Here is a 15,106-nt window from a genome sequence, read left to right as displayed (position 1 = left end):
AGCCGACCGGGCCGCAGGCGGCGGCAACGCGGCCGACGCGGGGCCGCCTGTCGGCCAGGCAGCGTCACTCCTTGCGGCGCGCGGGCTGCGGCCTCTTCCCGATCACGATCGCCAGTTCCAGCGGCGCGCCATCGCGCAGGAAGCGGAAGCTGGCGGTGGTCCCCGGCGGCAGCTGGGCGATCACGTTGAGCATCTCAGTGGTGTTGTCGACCTGCTTGCCCGCGACGTCCACCAGGATGTCGCCCACCTTGACGCCCGCGCGGTCCGCGGGGCCGCCGCGCATGACTCCGGCGATGATCGCGCCGTCGCGGCGGGGCAGCTTGAAGGCCTCGGCAAGCTCCGGGGTGATGTCCTGGGGCTCGACGCCGATGTAGCCCCGCGTGACCGCGCCGGACGTGACGATCTGGTCCATCACCTGCCGGGCCGTCGAGGAGGGAATCGCGAAGCCGATGCCCATCGAGCCGCCGCTGCGCGAGTAGATCGCGGTATTGATGCCGAGCAGGCGCCCGCGGGTGTCGACCAGCGCGCCGCCCGAATTGCCCGGGTTGATCGCCGCGTCGGTCTGGATGAAATTCTCGAAGGTGTTGATGCCGAGCTGGTTGCGGCCCAGTGCGCTGACGATGCCCATGGTCACCGTCTGCCCCACTCCGAAGGGATTTCCGATGGCCAGGACGACGTCGCCGATCCGGGACTCGGTCTCGCTGCCGAAGTCGATCGCAGGCAGGCCGGTCAGCTCGATCCGCAGCACCGCGAGGTCGGTCTCGGGGTCGCCGCCGACAACCTTGGCACGGCTGCGCCGGCCGTCGGCCAGCAGCACTTCGATGTCGTCGGCCGATTCCACCACGTGATGGTTGGTGAGGATCAGCCCGTCGGCGGACACGATCACCCCGGAGCCGAGGCTGGAGGACTGCTGGCGTTGCTGCTGTTGCGGCTGATCGCCGAAGAAGCGCCGGAACAGGGGGTCGTTGAACAGTGGATGGTTGCGCGGCAGCCGCACTTCCTTGGTGGTGAAGATGTTGACCACGGCGGGTGTGGCCCGCTGGGCCGCATCCGCGTATGACAGAATCTCGCCGTTGGCCTTGGGTGCGGCGACCGGCACGGCCGGCGCTGGCGATGGGCTGACGGCGGCGGTTTCAGGCGCCTGCGGCGCAAGCTGTCGGGGAAGCCACTCGGGCCGCAGGGTGGCCAGGATGAACAGGGCGGCCAGGCCGACCGTGATCGCCTGGGCGAAGGTCAGCCAGAGGTTTCGGAGCATGGGAAGACTCGGGGGAGCGGGAGAGGGGGTCGGGGCCATGGAGATCGCTGCCTTCGCGCAAGCGCTCCTGTCGGCGGCCAGGTTCAAGGATTATTGCCCAAACGGCCTGCAGGTGGAAGGCGAGGGGCCGGTGCGCCGGCTGGTGAGCGGCGTCACCGCGAGCGAGGCGCTGATCCGGGCGGCGATCGAGCGCGATGCGCAGGCGATCCTCGTGCATCACGGCTACTTCTGGCGCGGCGAGGACCCCCGGCTGCTGGGCGCCCGGCGGCGCCGGATCGCCCTGCTGCTGGAGCACGGACTGCATCTGTTCGCCTACCACCTGCCGCTGGACGTGCACCCGGAGCTCGGCAACAACGCGCAACTCGCGCGAGTGCTCGGCTGGACGGTCGACGGGCGCTTCGGCGAGGAGGGCCTGGGCTGCTGGCACGATCTGCCCAGGCCGCTGGCCCCCGGTGCGCTGGCCGCGCACGTCTCGCGGCGGCTGGGGCGGCGGCCGCTCGGCGTCGGCGCGCCGCCGCCGGCGATCCGGCGTGTTGCCTGGTGCACCGGCGCCGCGCAGGACATGCTCGAGCAGGCGGTGGCCGAGGGCGCGGACGCCTTCATCAGCGGAGAGATCTCGGAGCGGACCACCCACGTCGCCCGCGAGGCGGGGGTCCTGTACCTGTCAGCCGGCCACCACGCCACCGAGCGTTTCGGCGTGCAGGCGCTTGGCGAGCGCCTGGCGGCCGAGTTCGCGATCGATCATCTGTTCGTCGACGACCCGAACCCGGTCTGAGGGGCCGCGCAGGCATTGGTGCGGCGGCCACAGCGCCGCCTGCAGGGGCCGCCTGCAGGGGGCCGCCGTCCCGCGCGCGGGCGTTGCGCGCGGGCGTTGCGCGGCGTCAGGCCGTGCGCTTCTTCAGCTCGTCGCGGATCTCGGCAAGCAGCACCTCGCTGGCCGACGGCGCGGGCGGCGCCTCCGGGGCGGCGGGCTCGGCCTGCTTCCAGCGGTTCATCATCTTGATCATCATGAAGATGATGAACGCGAGGATGATGAAGTTGATCAGGATGGTGATGAAGTTGCCGTAGGCGAACACCGGCACGCCGGCCTTCTTCAGTGCGTCCAGGGTCATCGCCGTGCCCTCGGGCACGGCGCCCAGCGGAACCAGGAAACTGCTGAAGTCGAGCTGGCCGCCCAGAAGTGCCGAAATCACCGGCATGATCACATCACCGACCATCGAGTCGACGATCTTGCCGAAGGCGCCGCCGATGATCACGCCGACGGCGAGGTCCATCACGTTGCCCTTCATCGCGAAGGTCTTGAATTCGCTCATCATTCCCATGGTGTAACCACTCCCTTTGTTGTCGTTCGTGCCGGCGCTGGCCGCGTGGGCGGAATGCGCATCGCGTCGAGAGCCTGCACTCGGCACCCCCGAGGTTATCGCACGCGGGTCGGCGACGAGGGGTTTTCCTTTGCGCAGGGCTATAAGCTAAAATGGATAGTTGGCCAAAGCGGCACGCCAGAACTTACAAGACACGTCGACCTTCAGGGAAAGCCTCATGAGCGACTCCATCCTTCCCGCCGATCCTTCCCGGCGCAACGCCGTACTCGCAACCTGCACCGCCGGCGCGGTCGGCGGTGCTGCGGTCGCCTGGCCTTTCCTGAAGAGCCTCAGGCCGTCCGAGCGCGCGCTCGCTGCCGGCGCGCCGGTCGAGGTCGACATCGGCGCCCTTGCCCCCGGCGAAATGAAGCGCGTCGAATGGCGCGGCAAGCCGGTCTGGATCCTGCGCCGCACGCCCGAGATGCTCGCCGCGCTGCCCTCGATGACGCCCAAGCTGGCCGACCCCGACTCCAACCGCGCGGGCGAATATCCCACGCCGGAATACGCGCGCAACGCAGCCCGCGCCATCAAGGAAGAGTACCTGGTGGTGGTCGGCATCTGCACGCACCTCGGCTGCTCGCCCACCGACAAGCTCACGCCCGGCCCGCAGCCCTCGCTGCCGGACGACTGGCAGGGAGGCTTCCTGTGCCCCTGCCACGGCTCGCTCTTCGATCTCTCGGGTCGCGTCTACGCGAACATGCCCGCGCCTGACAACCTGGAAGTGCCGCCGCACTACTACCTGTCGGAAACGACGTTGCTGATCGGCGAAGAAAAGGCCGCCTGACGGCAGCCCTGCGAGAACAGGAAAGGGAACACGACATGGCCGCTGAGAAGCAACTGCCGCCGGGCGCGTCGGCGCTCGACAAGACGATGAACTGGGTGGACGCCCGGTTCCCGCTCACTTCCACCTGGAAGGCGCATCTCTCCGAGTACTACGCGCCGAAGAACTTCAATTTCTGGTACTTCTTCGGTTCGCTGGCGATGCTGGTGCTGGTCATCCAGATCCTCACCGGCATCTTCCTCGTGATGCACTACAAGCCGGATGGCTCGCTGAACGCGGCCGGCGTGCCGGTGGCCTTCGCCAGCGTCGAGTACATCATGCGCGACGTGCCCTACGGCTGGCTCATCCGCTACATGCACTCCACGGGCGCTTCGGCCTTCTTCGTGGTCGTCTACCTGCACATGTTCCGCGGGCTGATGTACGGCTCCTACCGCAAGCCGCGCGAGCTCGTCTGGATCTTCGGCTGCCTGATCTTCCTGTGCCTGATGGCCGAAGCCTTCATGGGCTACCTGCTGCCCTGGGGCCAGATGTCCTACTGGGGCGCGCAGGTGATCGTGAACCTGTTCTCCGCGATCCCCTTCATCGGGCCGGACCTCTCCGTCTGGATCCGTGGCGACTACGTGGTCAGCGACGCCACGCTGAACCGTTTCTTCTCGTTCCACGTCATCGCGGTGCCGCTGGTGCTGCTCGGGCTGGTCGCCGCGCACATCGTCGCCCTGCACGAAGTCGGGTCCAACAACCCGGACGGCGTCGAGATCAAGGCGAAGAAGGACGCCAACGGCGTGCCACTGGACGGCATCCCCTTCCACCCGTATTACACGGTGCACGACATCGTGGGCGTCTCGGTGTTCCTGATGCTGTTCTCGGCGGTGGTCTTCTTCGCGCCGGAGATGGGCGGCTACTTCCTCGAGTTCAACAACTTCGTCCCGGCAAATCCGCTGGTGACGCCGACGCACATCGCGCCCGTCTGGTACTTCACGCCGTTCTACTCGATCCTGCGCGCCACCACCGAGGACTTCCTGCTGTTCTGGATGATCCCCTTCCTGATCTTCTATGCGGTGCTGGTGCTGCTGGGAGCGCGCAACGGAGCGTTCAAGCTGATCGGCCCGGCCATCAGCCTCGTCCTCATCATCGGCTTCCTGGTGATCGACGCCAAGTTCTGGGGCGTGGTTGCGATGGGCGCGTCGGTGATGATCTTCTTCGGCCTGCCCTGGTTCGACAACAGCCCGGCCAAGTCGCTGCGCTATCGGCCGGACTGGCACAAGTGGCTCTACGGCCTGTTCGTCGTCGTGTTCCTGGTGCTCGGATACTTCGGCGTGCTGGCGCCCTCGGCGATCGGCAGCCTCTTCTCCAAGATCGGCACGCTGCTCTACTTCGCCTTCTTCCTGCTGATGCCGTGGTGGAGCAGGATGGGCAAGTTCAAGCCGGTGCCCGACCGTGTCACCTTCGCCGCGCACTGAGGCTACGGGGAGCGAAAACAACATGAACGCCTTTAAAAAGTTCCTCATCGCACTGCCGCTGGCCCTGGGCCTTTCGGTCGCCCAGGCGGCCGCGGGCGGCTATCCGCTGGACCACTTCCCGACCGGGAAGCTGACCGAGCAGGCGGCCCTGCAGAACGGCGCGAAGCTGTTCGTCAACTTCTGCCTGAACTGCCACGGCGCGTCCTCGATGCGCTACAACCGGCTGATGGACATCGGCCTGTCCGAAGAACAGATCAAGAAGAACCTGCTCTTCAGCGCCGACAAGGTCGGCGAGCCCATGAAGATCTCGATGGATCCGGTCGATGCCAAGGTCTGGTTCGGCGCCCAGCCGCCCGACCTTTCCGTGATCGCCCGTGCCCGTGCTTCAGGCGCCGGGTCCGGCGCCGACTGGCTCTACACCTACCTGCGCGCCTACTACCGCGATGCCAGCCGGCCCATCGGCTGGAACAACGCGGTCTTCCCGAGCGTGGGCATGCCGCACGTGCTGTGGGAGATGCAGGGCAGCCGCGGCGCCACCATCGAGGACATCAAGGCGGTCAAGGACGAGGGCGGCGCCACCACCGGTTTCCAGAAGATCGTGGTCAGCTTCGACACCGACGGCAACCGTACCGAGGTCAAGGAGAAGGTCGACGGCCATCCGCATGAGGGCACGACCGTGACTCTGGGCAAGGCGGAGGGTGGAAGCTTGTCAGCGGCGCGCTACGACGAGGAGGTCGCCGACCTGGTGGCCTATATCACGTTCATGTCCGATCCTTCCGCTCAGGCCCGCACCCGCATGGGCGTCTGGGTGCTGCTGTTCCTCGCGTTCTTCACCGTGCTGGCCTGGTGGATGAACAAGGAATACTGGAAAGACATCAAGTAAGCAGGCGCCTGCCGCCCGCCCGACGGGGTGAGCCGGAAGCCGGGCTCACCCTGCTTTTTTTTGCACGACATTCGCCTTAAGGAGCCGCTCGCCATGATGGTCTTGTACTCGGGCACCACCTGCCCGTTCAGCCAGCGTTGCCGCTTCGTGCTGTTTGAAAAGGGCATGGACTTCGAGATCCGCGACGTCGATCTCTATAACAAGCCCGAAGATATCTCGATCATGAACCCCTACGGTCAGGTGCCCATCCTGGTCGAGCGCGACCTGATCCTGTACGAGTCGAACATCATCAACGAGTACATCGACGAGCGCTTCCCGCACCCGCAGCTGATGCCGGCCGACCCGGTGATGCGCGCGCGTGCGCGTCTGTTCCTGTTCAACTTCGAACGTGAACTGTTCGTGCATGTGCAGCAGCTCGAGCGGCGCGACCACTACAAGGACGCCGCCAAGCACATGGACCGTGCCCGCCAGCAGATCCGCGACCGTCTCACGCAGCTCACGCCGATCTTCCTGAAGAACAAGTACATGCTGGGCGAGGAGTTCTCGATGCTGGACGTGGCCATTGCGCCGCTGCTCTGGCGCCTGGACCACTATGGCATCGAGATGCCGAAGACCGCCGCGCCGCTGCTGCGCTACGCGGAGCGGATCTTCTCGCGGCCGGCCTACATCGAGGCGCTCACCCCGTCCGAGAAGGTGATGAGGCGCTGACACGCATGTCCGAGACTTCCACCAAGCCCTACCTGATTCGTGCGATCCACGAGTGGTGCGTCGACAACGGCTACCGGCCCTACATCGCGGTGACGGTGGACCAGAACACCATCGTGCCGCTCGAGTTCGTGCGCGACGGCGAGATCGTGCTCAACGTGTCGTCCGAAGCCTGCAACCGCTTGCGGATGGGCAACGACCTGATCGAATTCGAGGCGCGCTTCAATCGCGTTGCGCGCCAGATCTCGATACCGGTCGAGAACGTCTCCGCGGTCTATGCCGCCGAGACCGGCCAGGGCATGGCATTCGAGGTGCAGTTGGAGATCGCCGACGAGGGTGACGGGGCCGTCGTGTCGCCGGCGCCGGATTCGCCTGAGCCCGCGGCCGCGCGTCCCGCGCTCGGTCGGGGGCCGGTACTGGTTGGCGCTCCGCGAGCGCCCGAGCCGCCCGCCGCTGCCGACGCCGGCACGGAGGCCGCGCCCGGGCCCTCGGAGCCCCCGCCATCGCCGCCTGGTCAGCGCCCCAGGCTCACCCGCGTAAAGTAGTTCAGGATTGCCGGCTTAGCTCAGCTGGTAGAGCAGCGGTTTTGTAAACCGAAGGTCGGGGGTTCGAGCCCCTCAGCCGGCACCAAGGGAAAAGCCCGCGCGAGCGGGCTTTTTTCTTGGCGACGGCTAGCGCCTGCGCGCTGTGCGCGGGGGGCTCGAAGCGACCGGCCTGCAGGCCGGTCGGCGGCCCTCGCCGTGTGGGCGAGGCCCTAGCCGGTCGGGCCCAGACCCAGCTCCTGCACCGCCTTGCGGTCGATCTCGTACTGCTCGGCCGCGTATTTCCTGAAGGCCTCGCTGTCCATGTAGATCTCCGGCTGGTTGTCGGCGAACAGCACGCGCTGGAACGCCGGATCCCTGGAAGCCTTGCGGAAGGCGTCGTGCAGGACTTTCACCACCGCCGGATCCATGCCCTTCGGGCCGCCGATGCCCAGCATCGACATCGCGGTGAGGTCGTGGCCCTGCTCTTTCAGCGTGGGCACGTCCGGGAACGAGGGTAGCCGCTGCGGCGTCATCACCGTCAGCAGGCGCACGCGGCCCGCCGAGGCGAGCGTTCCCCAGCCGGCATCCGCCACCACGTCGATGTGGCCGCCGACCAGCGCGGGCATGAACTCCGAGGCTCCCTTGAACGGCACCAGGTTCATCTTGAAGCCGGCCAGGCGGCTCAGGCGTTCCATCGCGATGTGGCCGGTGCCCCCGCGGCCCGAGGTGCCGTAGGTGATCTTTTCGGGGTTCGCCTTGGCGTCTGCGATCAGGTCCGCCAGCGTCTTCCAGGGGGCGTCGGCGCGCACCGCCACGGCGAAGGTGTAGGTGGTGAGCCCGATCACGTAGCTGAAGTCGCGCAACGGGTCCCAGCTGACGCGCTGCAGGTGCGGGATGCGGAACAGCGTCGAGGGGATCACCGACAGCGAATAGCCGTCGGGCGGGCTGGTCTGCGCCATCGTCGAGGGCCCTAGCGTGCCGTTGACGCCGGGCTTGTTGGTGACGACGATGTTCTGGCCGAGTTCCTTCGAGGCGAGCTGCGCGAGCGCGCGGAACTGGTTGTCGGTGGAGGCGCCGGGGCCAAACGGCACGATCAGGCTGATCGGCCGCGCAGGATAGGTCTGCGCGCGCGCCGGGCGCGTCAGCGAGCCGGCCAGCAGCGCGGAGCCGGCCGCCAGTCCGATCAGCTGACGCCGGCGGGCGGAGTCCGGTTGCGCCGAGGTCGTGAGACCCGGCTGGTCGATGTGATCGTGCTCAGGCATGGCGAATGTCTCCGTAGGGGGTTGGCGCCGCGCGCGGCGTTCCCGCCATGCCAGCCGATGGTGGCCGGCGGAAGTCGGGCGAGTATATCCGGCTGCCTGAGAGGCTCTCCCGCGCGTTTGGCACATTGCGGAAGGCGGGCGCCTCGACGCACGAGATGGCTGTCGCCGGGGGCATCCGATTCGTTGAAGGCAGTCACGTCTTCAACGGCCTGCTATCGGTCGCCCAGCATCTCCGCAATCAGGCGCAACCTCGCGAGCGGATCGCCCTCGCCCAGCAGGCGCTGGGCGTCCTCGGCGTCGAGCGGAATGAGCTCGGCCAGGCGGTTGGCCACCCAGCCGCAGTCGTCGAGCCGGAAGGGCTGGTAGAGCGGGAGGCGGTCCGTGGTCCCCCGCCAACTGGCGTCGGCGATCAGCCTGCCGAGCGGGTCGGCCAGGTGCTTCAGATCGTCGGGGATCGGGACCTCAGGGTCAGCGGGGAAGTGGCGCACGCGCCCCTGCCATACGCCGAGCGGTCCGGCTTCGTGCGCATCGAGCGCAAAGCGAGTAGTGCCCTGGCAGCGCACCTGAAAGAGCGCCGGCTGCAAGGCCTCCAGTTCGCGCACCAGCACCTGGCAGCCCCAGGGGTGCAGCCGCGGGATCTCACCGGGCACCTGCACCTCCCGGCCCTCGGCCAGCCAGGCCACGCCGAATGGGGTGCCTTCGCGGTGGCAGCGCCGGATCAGGTCCAGGTAGCGCACCTCGAAGATGTTGAGCTGCAGCATTCCGTCTGGGAATACGCCCCGTGACAGCGGGAAGAGCGGAATGCGGTCAGGCGAATCGGAAGCCATGCAGGCAGCTGATCGGAAGGTCAGAAGCGATGCGTGTACCGGACGTAGATGTCATCGTCCACGCGCCGTTGCGACGTGTCCATCAGCTGTTCCAGGTCGCGCCGGGTCCGAATGCGCGCCTCGATCGACTGAGCTGCGGACAGCCGCCACTGGTAGCGCAGCTCCAGCAGTTCCTGATTGTTGCCGAAGTCGGGCGAGAGTAGCCAGCCGCCGCCAGCCTGGCCGTAGACCAGGCCCACGCTGTGGCCCGGGGCGAAATCGACCAGGTTGACCGAGGTCTGGAAGGCAAGCCCGCTGGCATCGCCGGAACCCGGCAGGCGCAACGCAGCCTTGGTCGGCGTGTCGGGCGCGAAGCCCGCTTCGCCTGCCCAGACGAAGCGCATGTTGCCGGCCATCGGCCATTGCAGTGCCAGTCGACCGGTGATGCCGAGATGGTCGTCGATCCGGCCGGTGGCGCTGCCGTCCACGCGCAGCGCGTCCGGGATGTAGGTGAGGTCCCAGCCCAGCTGAAGGATGCGCCCCTTCGGATCCTTCTTCTCCATGCCGGCGTAATAGGTGAGGTGGCTTGCCGACCTGGTGAACGCCAGCGGGCTGCGCCGCACGGTGGTGGGGCCCTCGTCCTCGCTTCTCTGGAGGATGGCGTGGTAGTTCCAGCCGGCCGCGTCGGCATAGCGGACGTGAATGCCGTCGGTCCAGGTGATGTCGGTGTTGGGCGAATCGTTGCGGCTGAGCGATTTCTTCGCCACGCCCTCCAGCTCGAAACTGGTCTGCATGCGGCCCACCCTGACGTCCCAGCTGTCGCCTGGTTTGTAGCGCAGGTAGAACTCGTCGAAGGTGGAGTCGCCGAAGCGCAGGCCGTCGCTCGCGGGGATCGAGGTGAAGAACCTGGAGTGGTTGCGGTTGCTGTCGTCGGTCGAATAGCGTCCCGCGACGCGGGCCTTGGCGCTGAGTTCCGGGGTGATCTGCCAGAGGGCGCCGGGGCGGATGCGGATGCGCCAGTCGTCGCTGTCGCTGCGGGCACCGTCACGGTCTTCGCGCTCCCGGGCGAAGTACCCCAGCCGAACGTCTGCGCTGAAGGCGAATTCCTTCGGGGCCGGGTCGGCGGCGCCGGCGGGGAGCGGCGTGGTCAGCGCAAGTGCAAGGGCAAGCAGCATCGGCTTCATCGGAGTCTCCCGGATCAGTCCCGCGAACCCATCAGCAGGCTGCTCACCGCCCAGCTGACCAGGCTGTAGACGATCGCCGCGATGATCGCCCAGCCGAAGCTGGCCACCGAGAAGCCGTCGACCAGCCGCGACACGACCCAGAACAGCAGGCCGTTGATCACGAAGGTGAACAGCCCCAGCGTCAGGATGTTGATCGGCAGCGTGAGCACGAGCAGCACGGGGCGGATCAGCACGTTCAGCAGCCCGAGCACCAGCGCCACGACCAGCGCGGTGCCGAAACTCTGCACCTGGACCGCGCTCAGCAGGTAGGGCAGGGCGAGGAGGCTGAGGGCATTGATCGCCCAGCCGAGCAGCATTCTCATGGCAGTCTCCTTCGGGCCGGGGCGGCCCGCGATGCGGAACAAGGGGCGCCGGACATGCCGGCGTCCTCAAATGCGATGCTCAGCGCACCAGCAGCACCGGCACCTTGGACAGCTCCACCACGCGCTGCGCGACCGAGCCCACCAGCAGATCCTTGAGCCCCGAGCGGCCCTTGGAGCCCATCACGATCATGTCGAACTTGCCGCTGCTGCCGGCCTCGGCGATCTCGGCGGCGATGTGGCCGTGGCGGATCACCATGTCGTGCTTGACCCCGGCCTTGTCGAGGATCTTGCGCGCCTCGGCGAGGTCCGTGTCGCTCAGGTCGCGAAGGTATTCCTCCACCGCCTTCTTGCCCACGAAGCGCTGCGCGTGGCGCAGCGCGGTGTCGTCATGCACGCTGATCAGCGTGATGGTGCCTGGCGCAGTGGTTTCGCCGAGCAGGCGGATCGCGAACTTCACGGCGTGCATCGAGTGCTTGGAGCCGTCGGTGGCGAGGAGGATCTTCATGCGTGGGTACTCCCAGGATCAGGATGGCGTTGTGCGGCAATGCCCTGCCAGCTCGGCGACAGACCCTGGGCGATGCCCAGCAGGTCGAGCACGCGGCCGCAGGTGTGGTCGACCTGCTCGGCGATGGTCTGCGCGCGCTGGTAGAAGGCCGGCAGGGGTGGGTAGACGATCGCGCCCATCTCGGTGGCCGCGACCATGTTGCGCAGGTGGGCGAGGTTCAGCGGCGTCTCGCGCACCATCAGCACGAGACGGCGCCGCTCCTTCAGCGTGACGTCGGCGGCGCGGGCCACGAGGTTGTCCGAGAGCCCGTGGGCGATCGCGGCCAGGGTGCGCATGGAGCAGGGCGCCACCACCATGCCGTCGGTGGCGAAGGAGCCTGACGCGATGCTGGCGCCGACCTCCCGCACGCCGTGCACGACGTCCGCCAGCGCCTCGATTTCAGGGCGTCTGCGCTGCAGTTCCTGCTCCGCGTTGAGCCAGCCGGCGGGCGTGACCACCAGGTGCGTCTCCACGCCGCCGATCTCCCGCAGGGCTTCGAGCAGGCGCACGCCGTGGACGGCGCCGGAGGCCCCGGTGATTGCGACGATCAGACGCTTGGCGGACATGCCGGCATTCTACCGAGTCGCCTGCGAGCGCTGGCTCAGCTGCGCGGCGCGCGCGGCGCCGGAGGCCAGAAGAAGGAGGTGGGCGAGCGCAGGAAGCGCCGCTTGAGCAGCTCCCAGAGGCGGCGCTGCTCGGTCAGGCGGACTCCGTTGGCGCGCAGTGCGGTGCCGAGCGCGAGGGTGAAGCTCACCCCAAGGTTGACCAGTCCGACCGCGAAGACGCCGACGCACAGCAGCGCGAGCTCGTGCCACGGCAGCGTCCATCCGGTCGCCGCGGCTCCGAAGGCGAGGTTGGCGGCGGAGAAGGTGACGTGGCGGATGTCCAGCGGTGCGCCCAGCAGCAGCCCGACGAAGCCTGTCATCCCCAGCAGGAAGCCGAACACGACGTTGCCGGCAAGCGCGCCGAGGTTGCGCTCGACGTAGGCGGCGAGCCGGTCGCGGGTGGCGGGCGCCAGCCAGCCGAGCCAGGGCGCGCGCCGGATGCGCTCCGGCATGCGGGTCAGCGCGCCCAGGTTGTCGTAGTAGCCGGCGACCACCCCCGCCAGGTAGAGGCAGACGCCTGCGATCGCGGCGTGCACCAGCGCGAGGCTGGCAAAGGGATGCTGCTCGTGCAGCAGCTTCGCAGCCTTCCCCGCGGAGATCCAGTCGGGCCCGGCGAGCCAGGTCACCGCCAGGAAGAGCCCCACCGCGGTGGGGAAGGCGGCCAGCACGTTGCCCGCGATCGCCACCATCTGCGTGCGGAAGATCGCGACGATCAGATTGGCGAGCCTGGAGAGGGAACGGCGCCCGTGGCGGTCGGCGCGCAGCGTCGAGGCGATCAGGGCCGCGGTCATCGCCGGCTGCTTGGTTGCGACCGTGAAGTGGAGCAGGTGGATGACGACGAAGCCGGCCGCGTAGTTGAGCGAAACCGCCAGCGCGTGCCAGAGCGGCGGCAGGTCCAGCGAGGTGATGCCGAGCTTCATCAGCGCCATCAGGCCCACGATCAGGCCGGCGCCGAAGGCGGCCCGGAACATCGAGAGCCACTCCGGCCGGGTGTCGGCCACGTAGTGTTCGCCGGCCCTGCCAGCCTGCTCTGTGATCTGCAGCGCCAGCAGGTTGGTGCTTCTGCGCCAGAGGTGGCGCAGGCTGGTCTCGAGGTTCTGCTCCTCGACCAGCTTCTGGAACAGCCGAAGCCCGCGACGGAAGCGCTCCTCGGCGTTGCGCGGCGCGACCAGCTGCGCCAGGATGCGCAACCGCGCGAGCATCTGTCCGGCGCCCAGCAGCTGCTGTCAAAGTTCGGAGGTGGTGCCATGCACCTGCATCAGCCGGCGCCACCTGGCGAGCTCGCGATCGCATTCTGCGATCGCATCCTGGAGCACCGCCCGGCGCGACTCCGAGGCCTCGGGCGAGCCCGACAGGCCGCGCCCGAAACCGCGCGTCAGCGTTGCCAGCGCCTCGAACACCGTGGGGTCGCTGTGCTCGTCGACGTGCAGGCGGATGATCTCCGGCTCGTTGGCCAGCGTCTGCAGCCGCACCGCGAGCAGGTTCATCGCCTCGAGGATCTCGCGCTGGGCGCGCTTGAAGCCGGGCAGGGCGGACTCCGCCTCGATTCCCAGGGCATTCCAGAGCGCCTGCCAGTCGTCGGCGGGCACCGCCTGCACCCAGAGATGGTCGTCCGCGCGATCGAACAGCTGCAGGAACAGGTCGCGCAGGTAGCTGCCGTGCGGCGCCCTTGGCAGCAGCCTGGCGCCGACGCGCCGCAGCATGCCGCGGAGCACCCCCTCGGCGCGCGCGATCCCGGTGTCCGCGTACAGGTAGCGATGCTGGCGCACCGCCAGGATCTCGGCGATGTTGGTGCGCAGCGCCTGCGCGCTCGGCGGGTGCGCGACGAGCCGCCGGGTGAGCGCGCGCACCGCTTCGATCGCCTCCTGCGGATCGCGCTTGCGCCCCGGGCGCAGCCCATGCACCAGTGCGATCAGGACGGTCGGATCGGCGTGACTGGGCAGCGCGGCGACCGCTTCGGCGATCGAAGCGTCAGGGACAGCAAGGTCCCCGGCGGCAGGCGCCGGGGATCCGTGGGGAGCGACCAAGCGCGAGGCTCAGGCGCCCGCCTGCTCCGGCAGGATCTTCTTGAGCTCGCCCGACTGGTACATCTCGTACATGATGTCCGCCCCGCCGACGAACTCGCCGTTGACGTAGAGCTGGGGGATGGTCGGCCAGTTCGAGAAATCCTTGATCGCCTGGCGGACGTCGTCGTCCTCGAGCACGTTGATCGTGGTCAGGTTGTGCACGCCGCAGGCCTGCAGGATCTGGATGGCGCGGCCGGAGAACCCGCATTGCGGGAACTGCGCGGTGCCCTTCATGAACAGCACGACCGGGTTGTCGGTCACTGTCTTCTGGATGAAATCCTTCGCGTCCATGTCTTCTTCCTCGAGCGTAATCAGGGATTCTAGGCAACTGCCGGGCCTCGGGTCAAAGCGGGGCTGCTTGACCCTGCGGGCGCCGCAGTCATCCAGCCTGTGCCGGAGCAGCTGGAGCCTGCCCGACGGTGAGCCGGTCTCGGTCTTCGTCGTCGCGAAGCGTGCGCACTTTCCCGAAGCCGGCGTTCGCCAGCAGCGTGCGCACTGCGGCCCCTTGGGTCCAGCCGTGCTCCACGCCCAGCCAGCCGCCGGCCCGCAGGCGTGCTGCCGCCCCTGCGACGATCGCCGCCAGCGCGCGCAGACCGTCGGCGCCGTCGGTGAGCGCCGACGCCGGCTCGTGGCGCAGGTCGCCCAGTGCGAGGTGGGGGTCGTCCGCAGCCAGGTAGGGCGGATTGGCGACGATCAGGTCGAAGCGTTCGTCCTCGTCCAGGGCCGCGTACCAGTTGCCCTGGCGCACCCGCAGCGCGCTGGCGCCGAGCGCCTGCGCGTTGCGCGCCGCCACCTCGACCGCCACCGGGCTGACGTCGGTGGCCTCCACCGCGAGATCCGGCCGTTCCAGGGCCAGGCTCACTGCGATCGCGCCGCTGCCGGTGCCGAGGTCCAGCACGCGGCCGCGCTGCGCCGCGACGCTGCAGGCCCAGCGCACCGCGACTTCGGTGTCGGCTCTGGGGATCAGGATGCCCTCGCAGACCTCGAAGCGGCGGCCGTGGAACTCGCGCCAGCCCACCAGGTAGGCGAGCGGCTCGCCGGCGCGCCTGCGCCGGGCCAGTTCGGCGAAGGCCGCGGCCACCGCCTCCGGGGCTTCTTCGTCGCCATGTGCGATCAGCCACTCGCGCCGGCGGCCGCTTGCGTGCTCGAGCAGCGCGCGCGCCTCGGCGCGGGGCAGCAGGCTGGCGGTGGTCAGCGAATCGTAGGTGGTCACCGGGAGGCGCTGAGGATGTCGAGGGTGCGTGCGTGCAGGGGCGGGGCGTGCAGGGGCGGGGCGTGCAGGGGCGGGGCGTGCAGGGGCGGGGCGTG

16 protein-coding genes, 1 tRNA gene and 1 pseudogene are annotated in these 15,106 nt (G+C 68.5%); 7 read left to right on the top strand and 11 right to left on the bottom strand.

Annotated elements, in window-relative coordinates; all coding sequences use genetic code 11:
• Nucleotides 1-64: 64 nt before the first annotated feature.
• Nucleotides 65-1,255, bottom strand: a complete 1,191-nt coding sequence (locus HNQ70_RS15360) for a Do family serine endopeptidase (protein ID WP_183969312.1) — start codon at nt 1,253-1,255, stop codon at nt 65-67.
• A gap of 37 nt (nt 1,256-1,292) precedes the next feature.
• On the opposite strand from HNQ70_RS15360, the gene HNQ70_RS15355 reads away from it, so the two are divergent.
• Nucleotides 1,293-2,030: a Nif3-like dinuclear metal center hexameric protein gene (locus HNQ70_RS15355; RefSeq protein ID WP_183969310.1), complete on the top strand. Its 738-nt coding sequence runs from the start codon at nt 1,293-1,295 to the stop codon at nt 2,028-2,030.
• 106 nt (nt 2,031-2,136) lie between these two features.
• On the opposite strand, the gene mscL is transcribed toward HNQ70_RS15355, so the two are convergent.
• Nucleotides 2,137-2,577 (bottom strand): large conductance mechanosensitive channel protein MscL, encoded by a 441-nt coding sequence (mscL, locus tag HNQ70_RS15350; RefSeq protein ID WP_183969303.1) that lies wholly within the window; start codon nt 2,575-2,577, stop codon nt 2,137-2,139.
• A gap of 217 nt (nt 2,578-2,794) precedes the next feature.
• Between mscL and petA the strand changes: the two genes are divergently transcribed.
• From petA to HNQ70_RS15320, 6 genes are all read left to right on the top strand, one after another.
• Nucleotides 2,795-3,400: a ubiquinol-cytochrome c reductase iron-sulfur subunit gene (petA, locus tag HNQ70_RS15345; protein WP_183969301.1), complete on the top strand. Its 606-nt coding sequence runs from the start codon at nt 2,795-2,797 to the stop codon at nt 3,398-3,400.
• A gap of 35 nt (nt 3,401-3,435) precedes the next feature.
• Nucleotides 3,436-4,857, top strand: coding sequence for a cytochrome b (locus HNQ70_RS15340; RefSeq protein WP_183969299.1), 1,422 nt, complete (start codon nt 3,436-3,438; stop codon nt 4,855-4,857).
• 22 nt (nt 4,858-4,879) lie between these two features.
• On the top strand, nt 4,880-5,740 hold the full coding sequence (locus HNQ70_RS15335; RefSeq protein WP_183969297.1) for a cytochrome c1: 861 nt from the start codon (nt 4,880-4,882) through the stop codon (nt 5,738-5,740).
• Nucleotides 5,741-5,833: 93 nt separating this feature from the next.
• Complete coding sequence (locus HNQ70_RS15330; protein ID WP_183969295.1) at nt 5,834-6,448, top strand: glutathione S-transferase N-terminal domain-containing protein; 615 nt, start codon at nt 5,834-5,836, stop codon at nt 6,446-6,448.
• 5 nt (nt 6,449-6,453) lie between these two features.
• Nucleotides 6,454-6,990 (top strand): ClpXP protease specificity-enhancing factor, encoded by a 537-nt coding sequence (locus HNQ70_RS15325; protein WP_183969293.1) that lies wholly within the window; start codon nt 6,454-6,456, stop codon nt 6,988-6,990.
• Nucleotides 6,991-6,999: 9 nt separating this feature from the next.
• Nucleotides 7,000-7,075: transfer RNA gene (locus tag HNQ70_RS15320), tRNA-Thr, on the top strand.
• Between the two features lie 124 nt (nt 7,076-7,199).
• Here the strand turns inward: HNQ70_RS15320 and HNQ70_RS15315 are convergent.
• The 9 genes and pseudogenes from HNQ70_RS15315 to prmC form a co-directional block, all read right to left on the bottom strand.
• Nucleotides 7,200-8,231, bottom strand: coding sequence for a tripartite tricarboxylate transporter substrate binding protein (locus HNQ70_RS15315; RefSeq protein ID WP_183969291.1), 1,032 nt, complete (start codon nt 8,229-8,231; stop codon nt 7,200-7,202).
• A gap of 212 nt (nt 8,232-8,443) precedes the next feature.
• The gene (locus HNQ70_RS15310) at nt 8,444-9,058 is read right to left on the bottom strand and encodes an LON peptidase substrate-binding domain-containing protein (RefSeq protein WP_183969289.1); all 615 of its coding nucleotides are present in this window, start codon (nt 9,056-9,058) and stop codon (nt 8,444-8,446) included.
• A 20-nt stretch (nt 9,059-9,078) separates the two neighbouring features.
• Nucleotides 9,079-10,221 (bottom strand): hypothetical protein, encoded by a 1,143-nt coding sequence (locus HNQ70_RS15305; RefSeq protein WP_183969283.1) that lies wholly within the window; start codon nt 10,219-10,221, stop codon nt 9,079-9,081.
• A gap of 14 nt (nt 10,222-10,235) precedes the next feature.
• Nucleotides 10,236-10,583: a phage holin family protein gene (locus tag HNQ70_RS15300; RefSeq protein ID WP_183969281.1), complete on the bottom strand. Its 348-nt coding sequence runs from the start codon at nt 10,581-10,583 to the stop codon at nt 10,236-10,238.
• 79 nt (nt 10,584-10,662) lie between these two features.
• Entirely contained in the window at nt 10,663-11,088 is a 426-nt protein-coding gene (locus tag HNQ70_RS15295) for a universal stress protein (protein ID WP_183969279.1), read from the bottom strand.
• The gene (locus HNQ70_RS15290) at nt 11,085-11,693 is read right to left on the bottom strand and encodes a UbiX family flavin prenyltransferase (protein WP_183969277.1); all 609 of its coding nucleotides are present in this window, start codon (nt 11,691-11,693) and stop codon (nt 11,085-11,087) included. Before HNQ70_RS15290 ends, HNQ70_RS15295 begins: the two co-directional genes overlap by 4 nt.
• A 35-nt stretch (nt 11,694-11,728) precedes the next feature.
• Nucleotides 11,729-13,759: pseudogene (locus HNQ70_RS20255) on the bottom strand (recombinase).
• A gap of 9 nt (nt 13,760-13,768) precedes the next feature.
• On the bottom strand, nt 13,769-14,089 hold the full coding sequence (gene grxD, locus HNQ70_RS15275) for a Grx4 family monothiol glutaredoxin (protein WP_183969270.1): 321 nt from the start codon (nt 14,087-14,089) through the stop codon (nt 13,769-13,771).
• Between the two features lie 88 nt (nt 14,090-14,177).
• On the bottom strand, nt 14,178-15,011 hold the full coding sequence (gene prmC / locus HNQ70_RS15270) for a peptide chain release factor N(5)-glutamine methyltransferase (protein WP_343060801.1): 834 nt from the start codon (nt 15,009-15,011) through the stop codon (nt 14,178-14,180).
• Between the last annotated feature and the right edge of the window lie 95 nt (nt 15,012-15,106).

Origin of the sequence: Quisquiliibacterium transsilvanicum (assembly GCF_014202215.1) — a bacterium.
GTDB classification, from domain to species: Bacteria; Pseudomonadota; Gammaproteobacteria; order Burkholderiales; family Burkholderiaceae_E; genus Quisquiliibacterium; species Quisquiliibacterium transsilvanicum.
The sequence above is the reverse complement of the archived record's forward strand: the minus strand, read 5'-3'. Positions and strand labels throughout refer to the sequence as shown.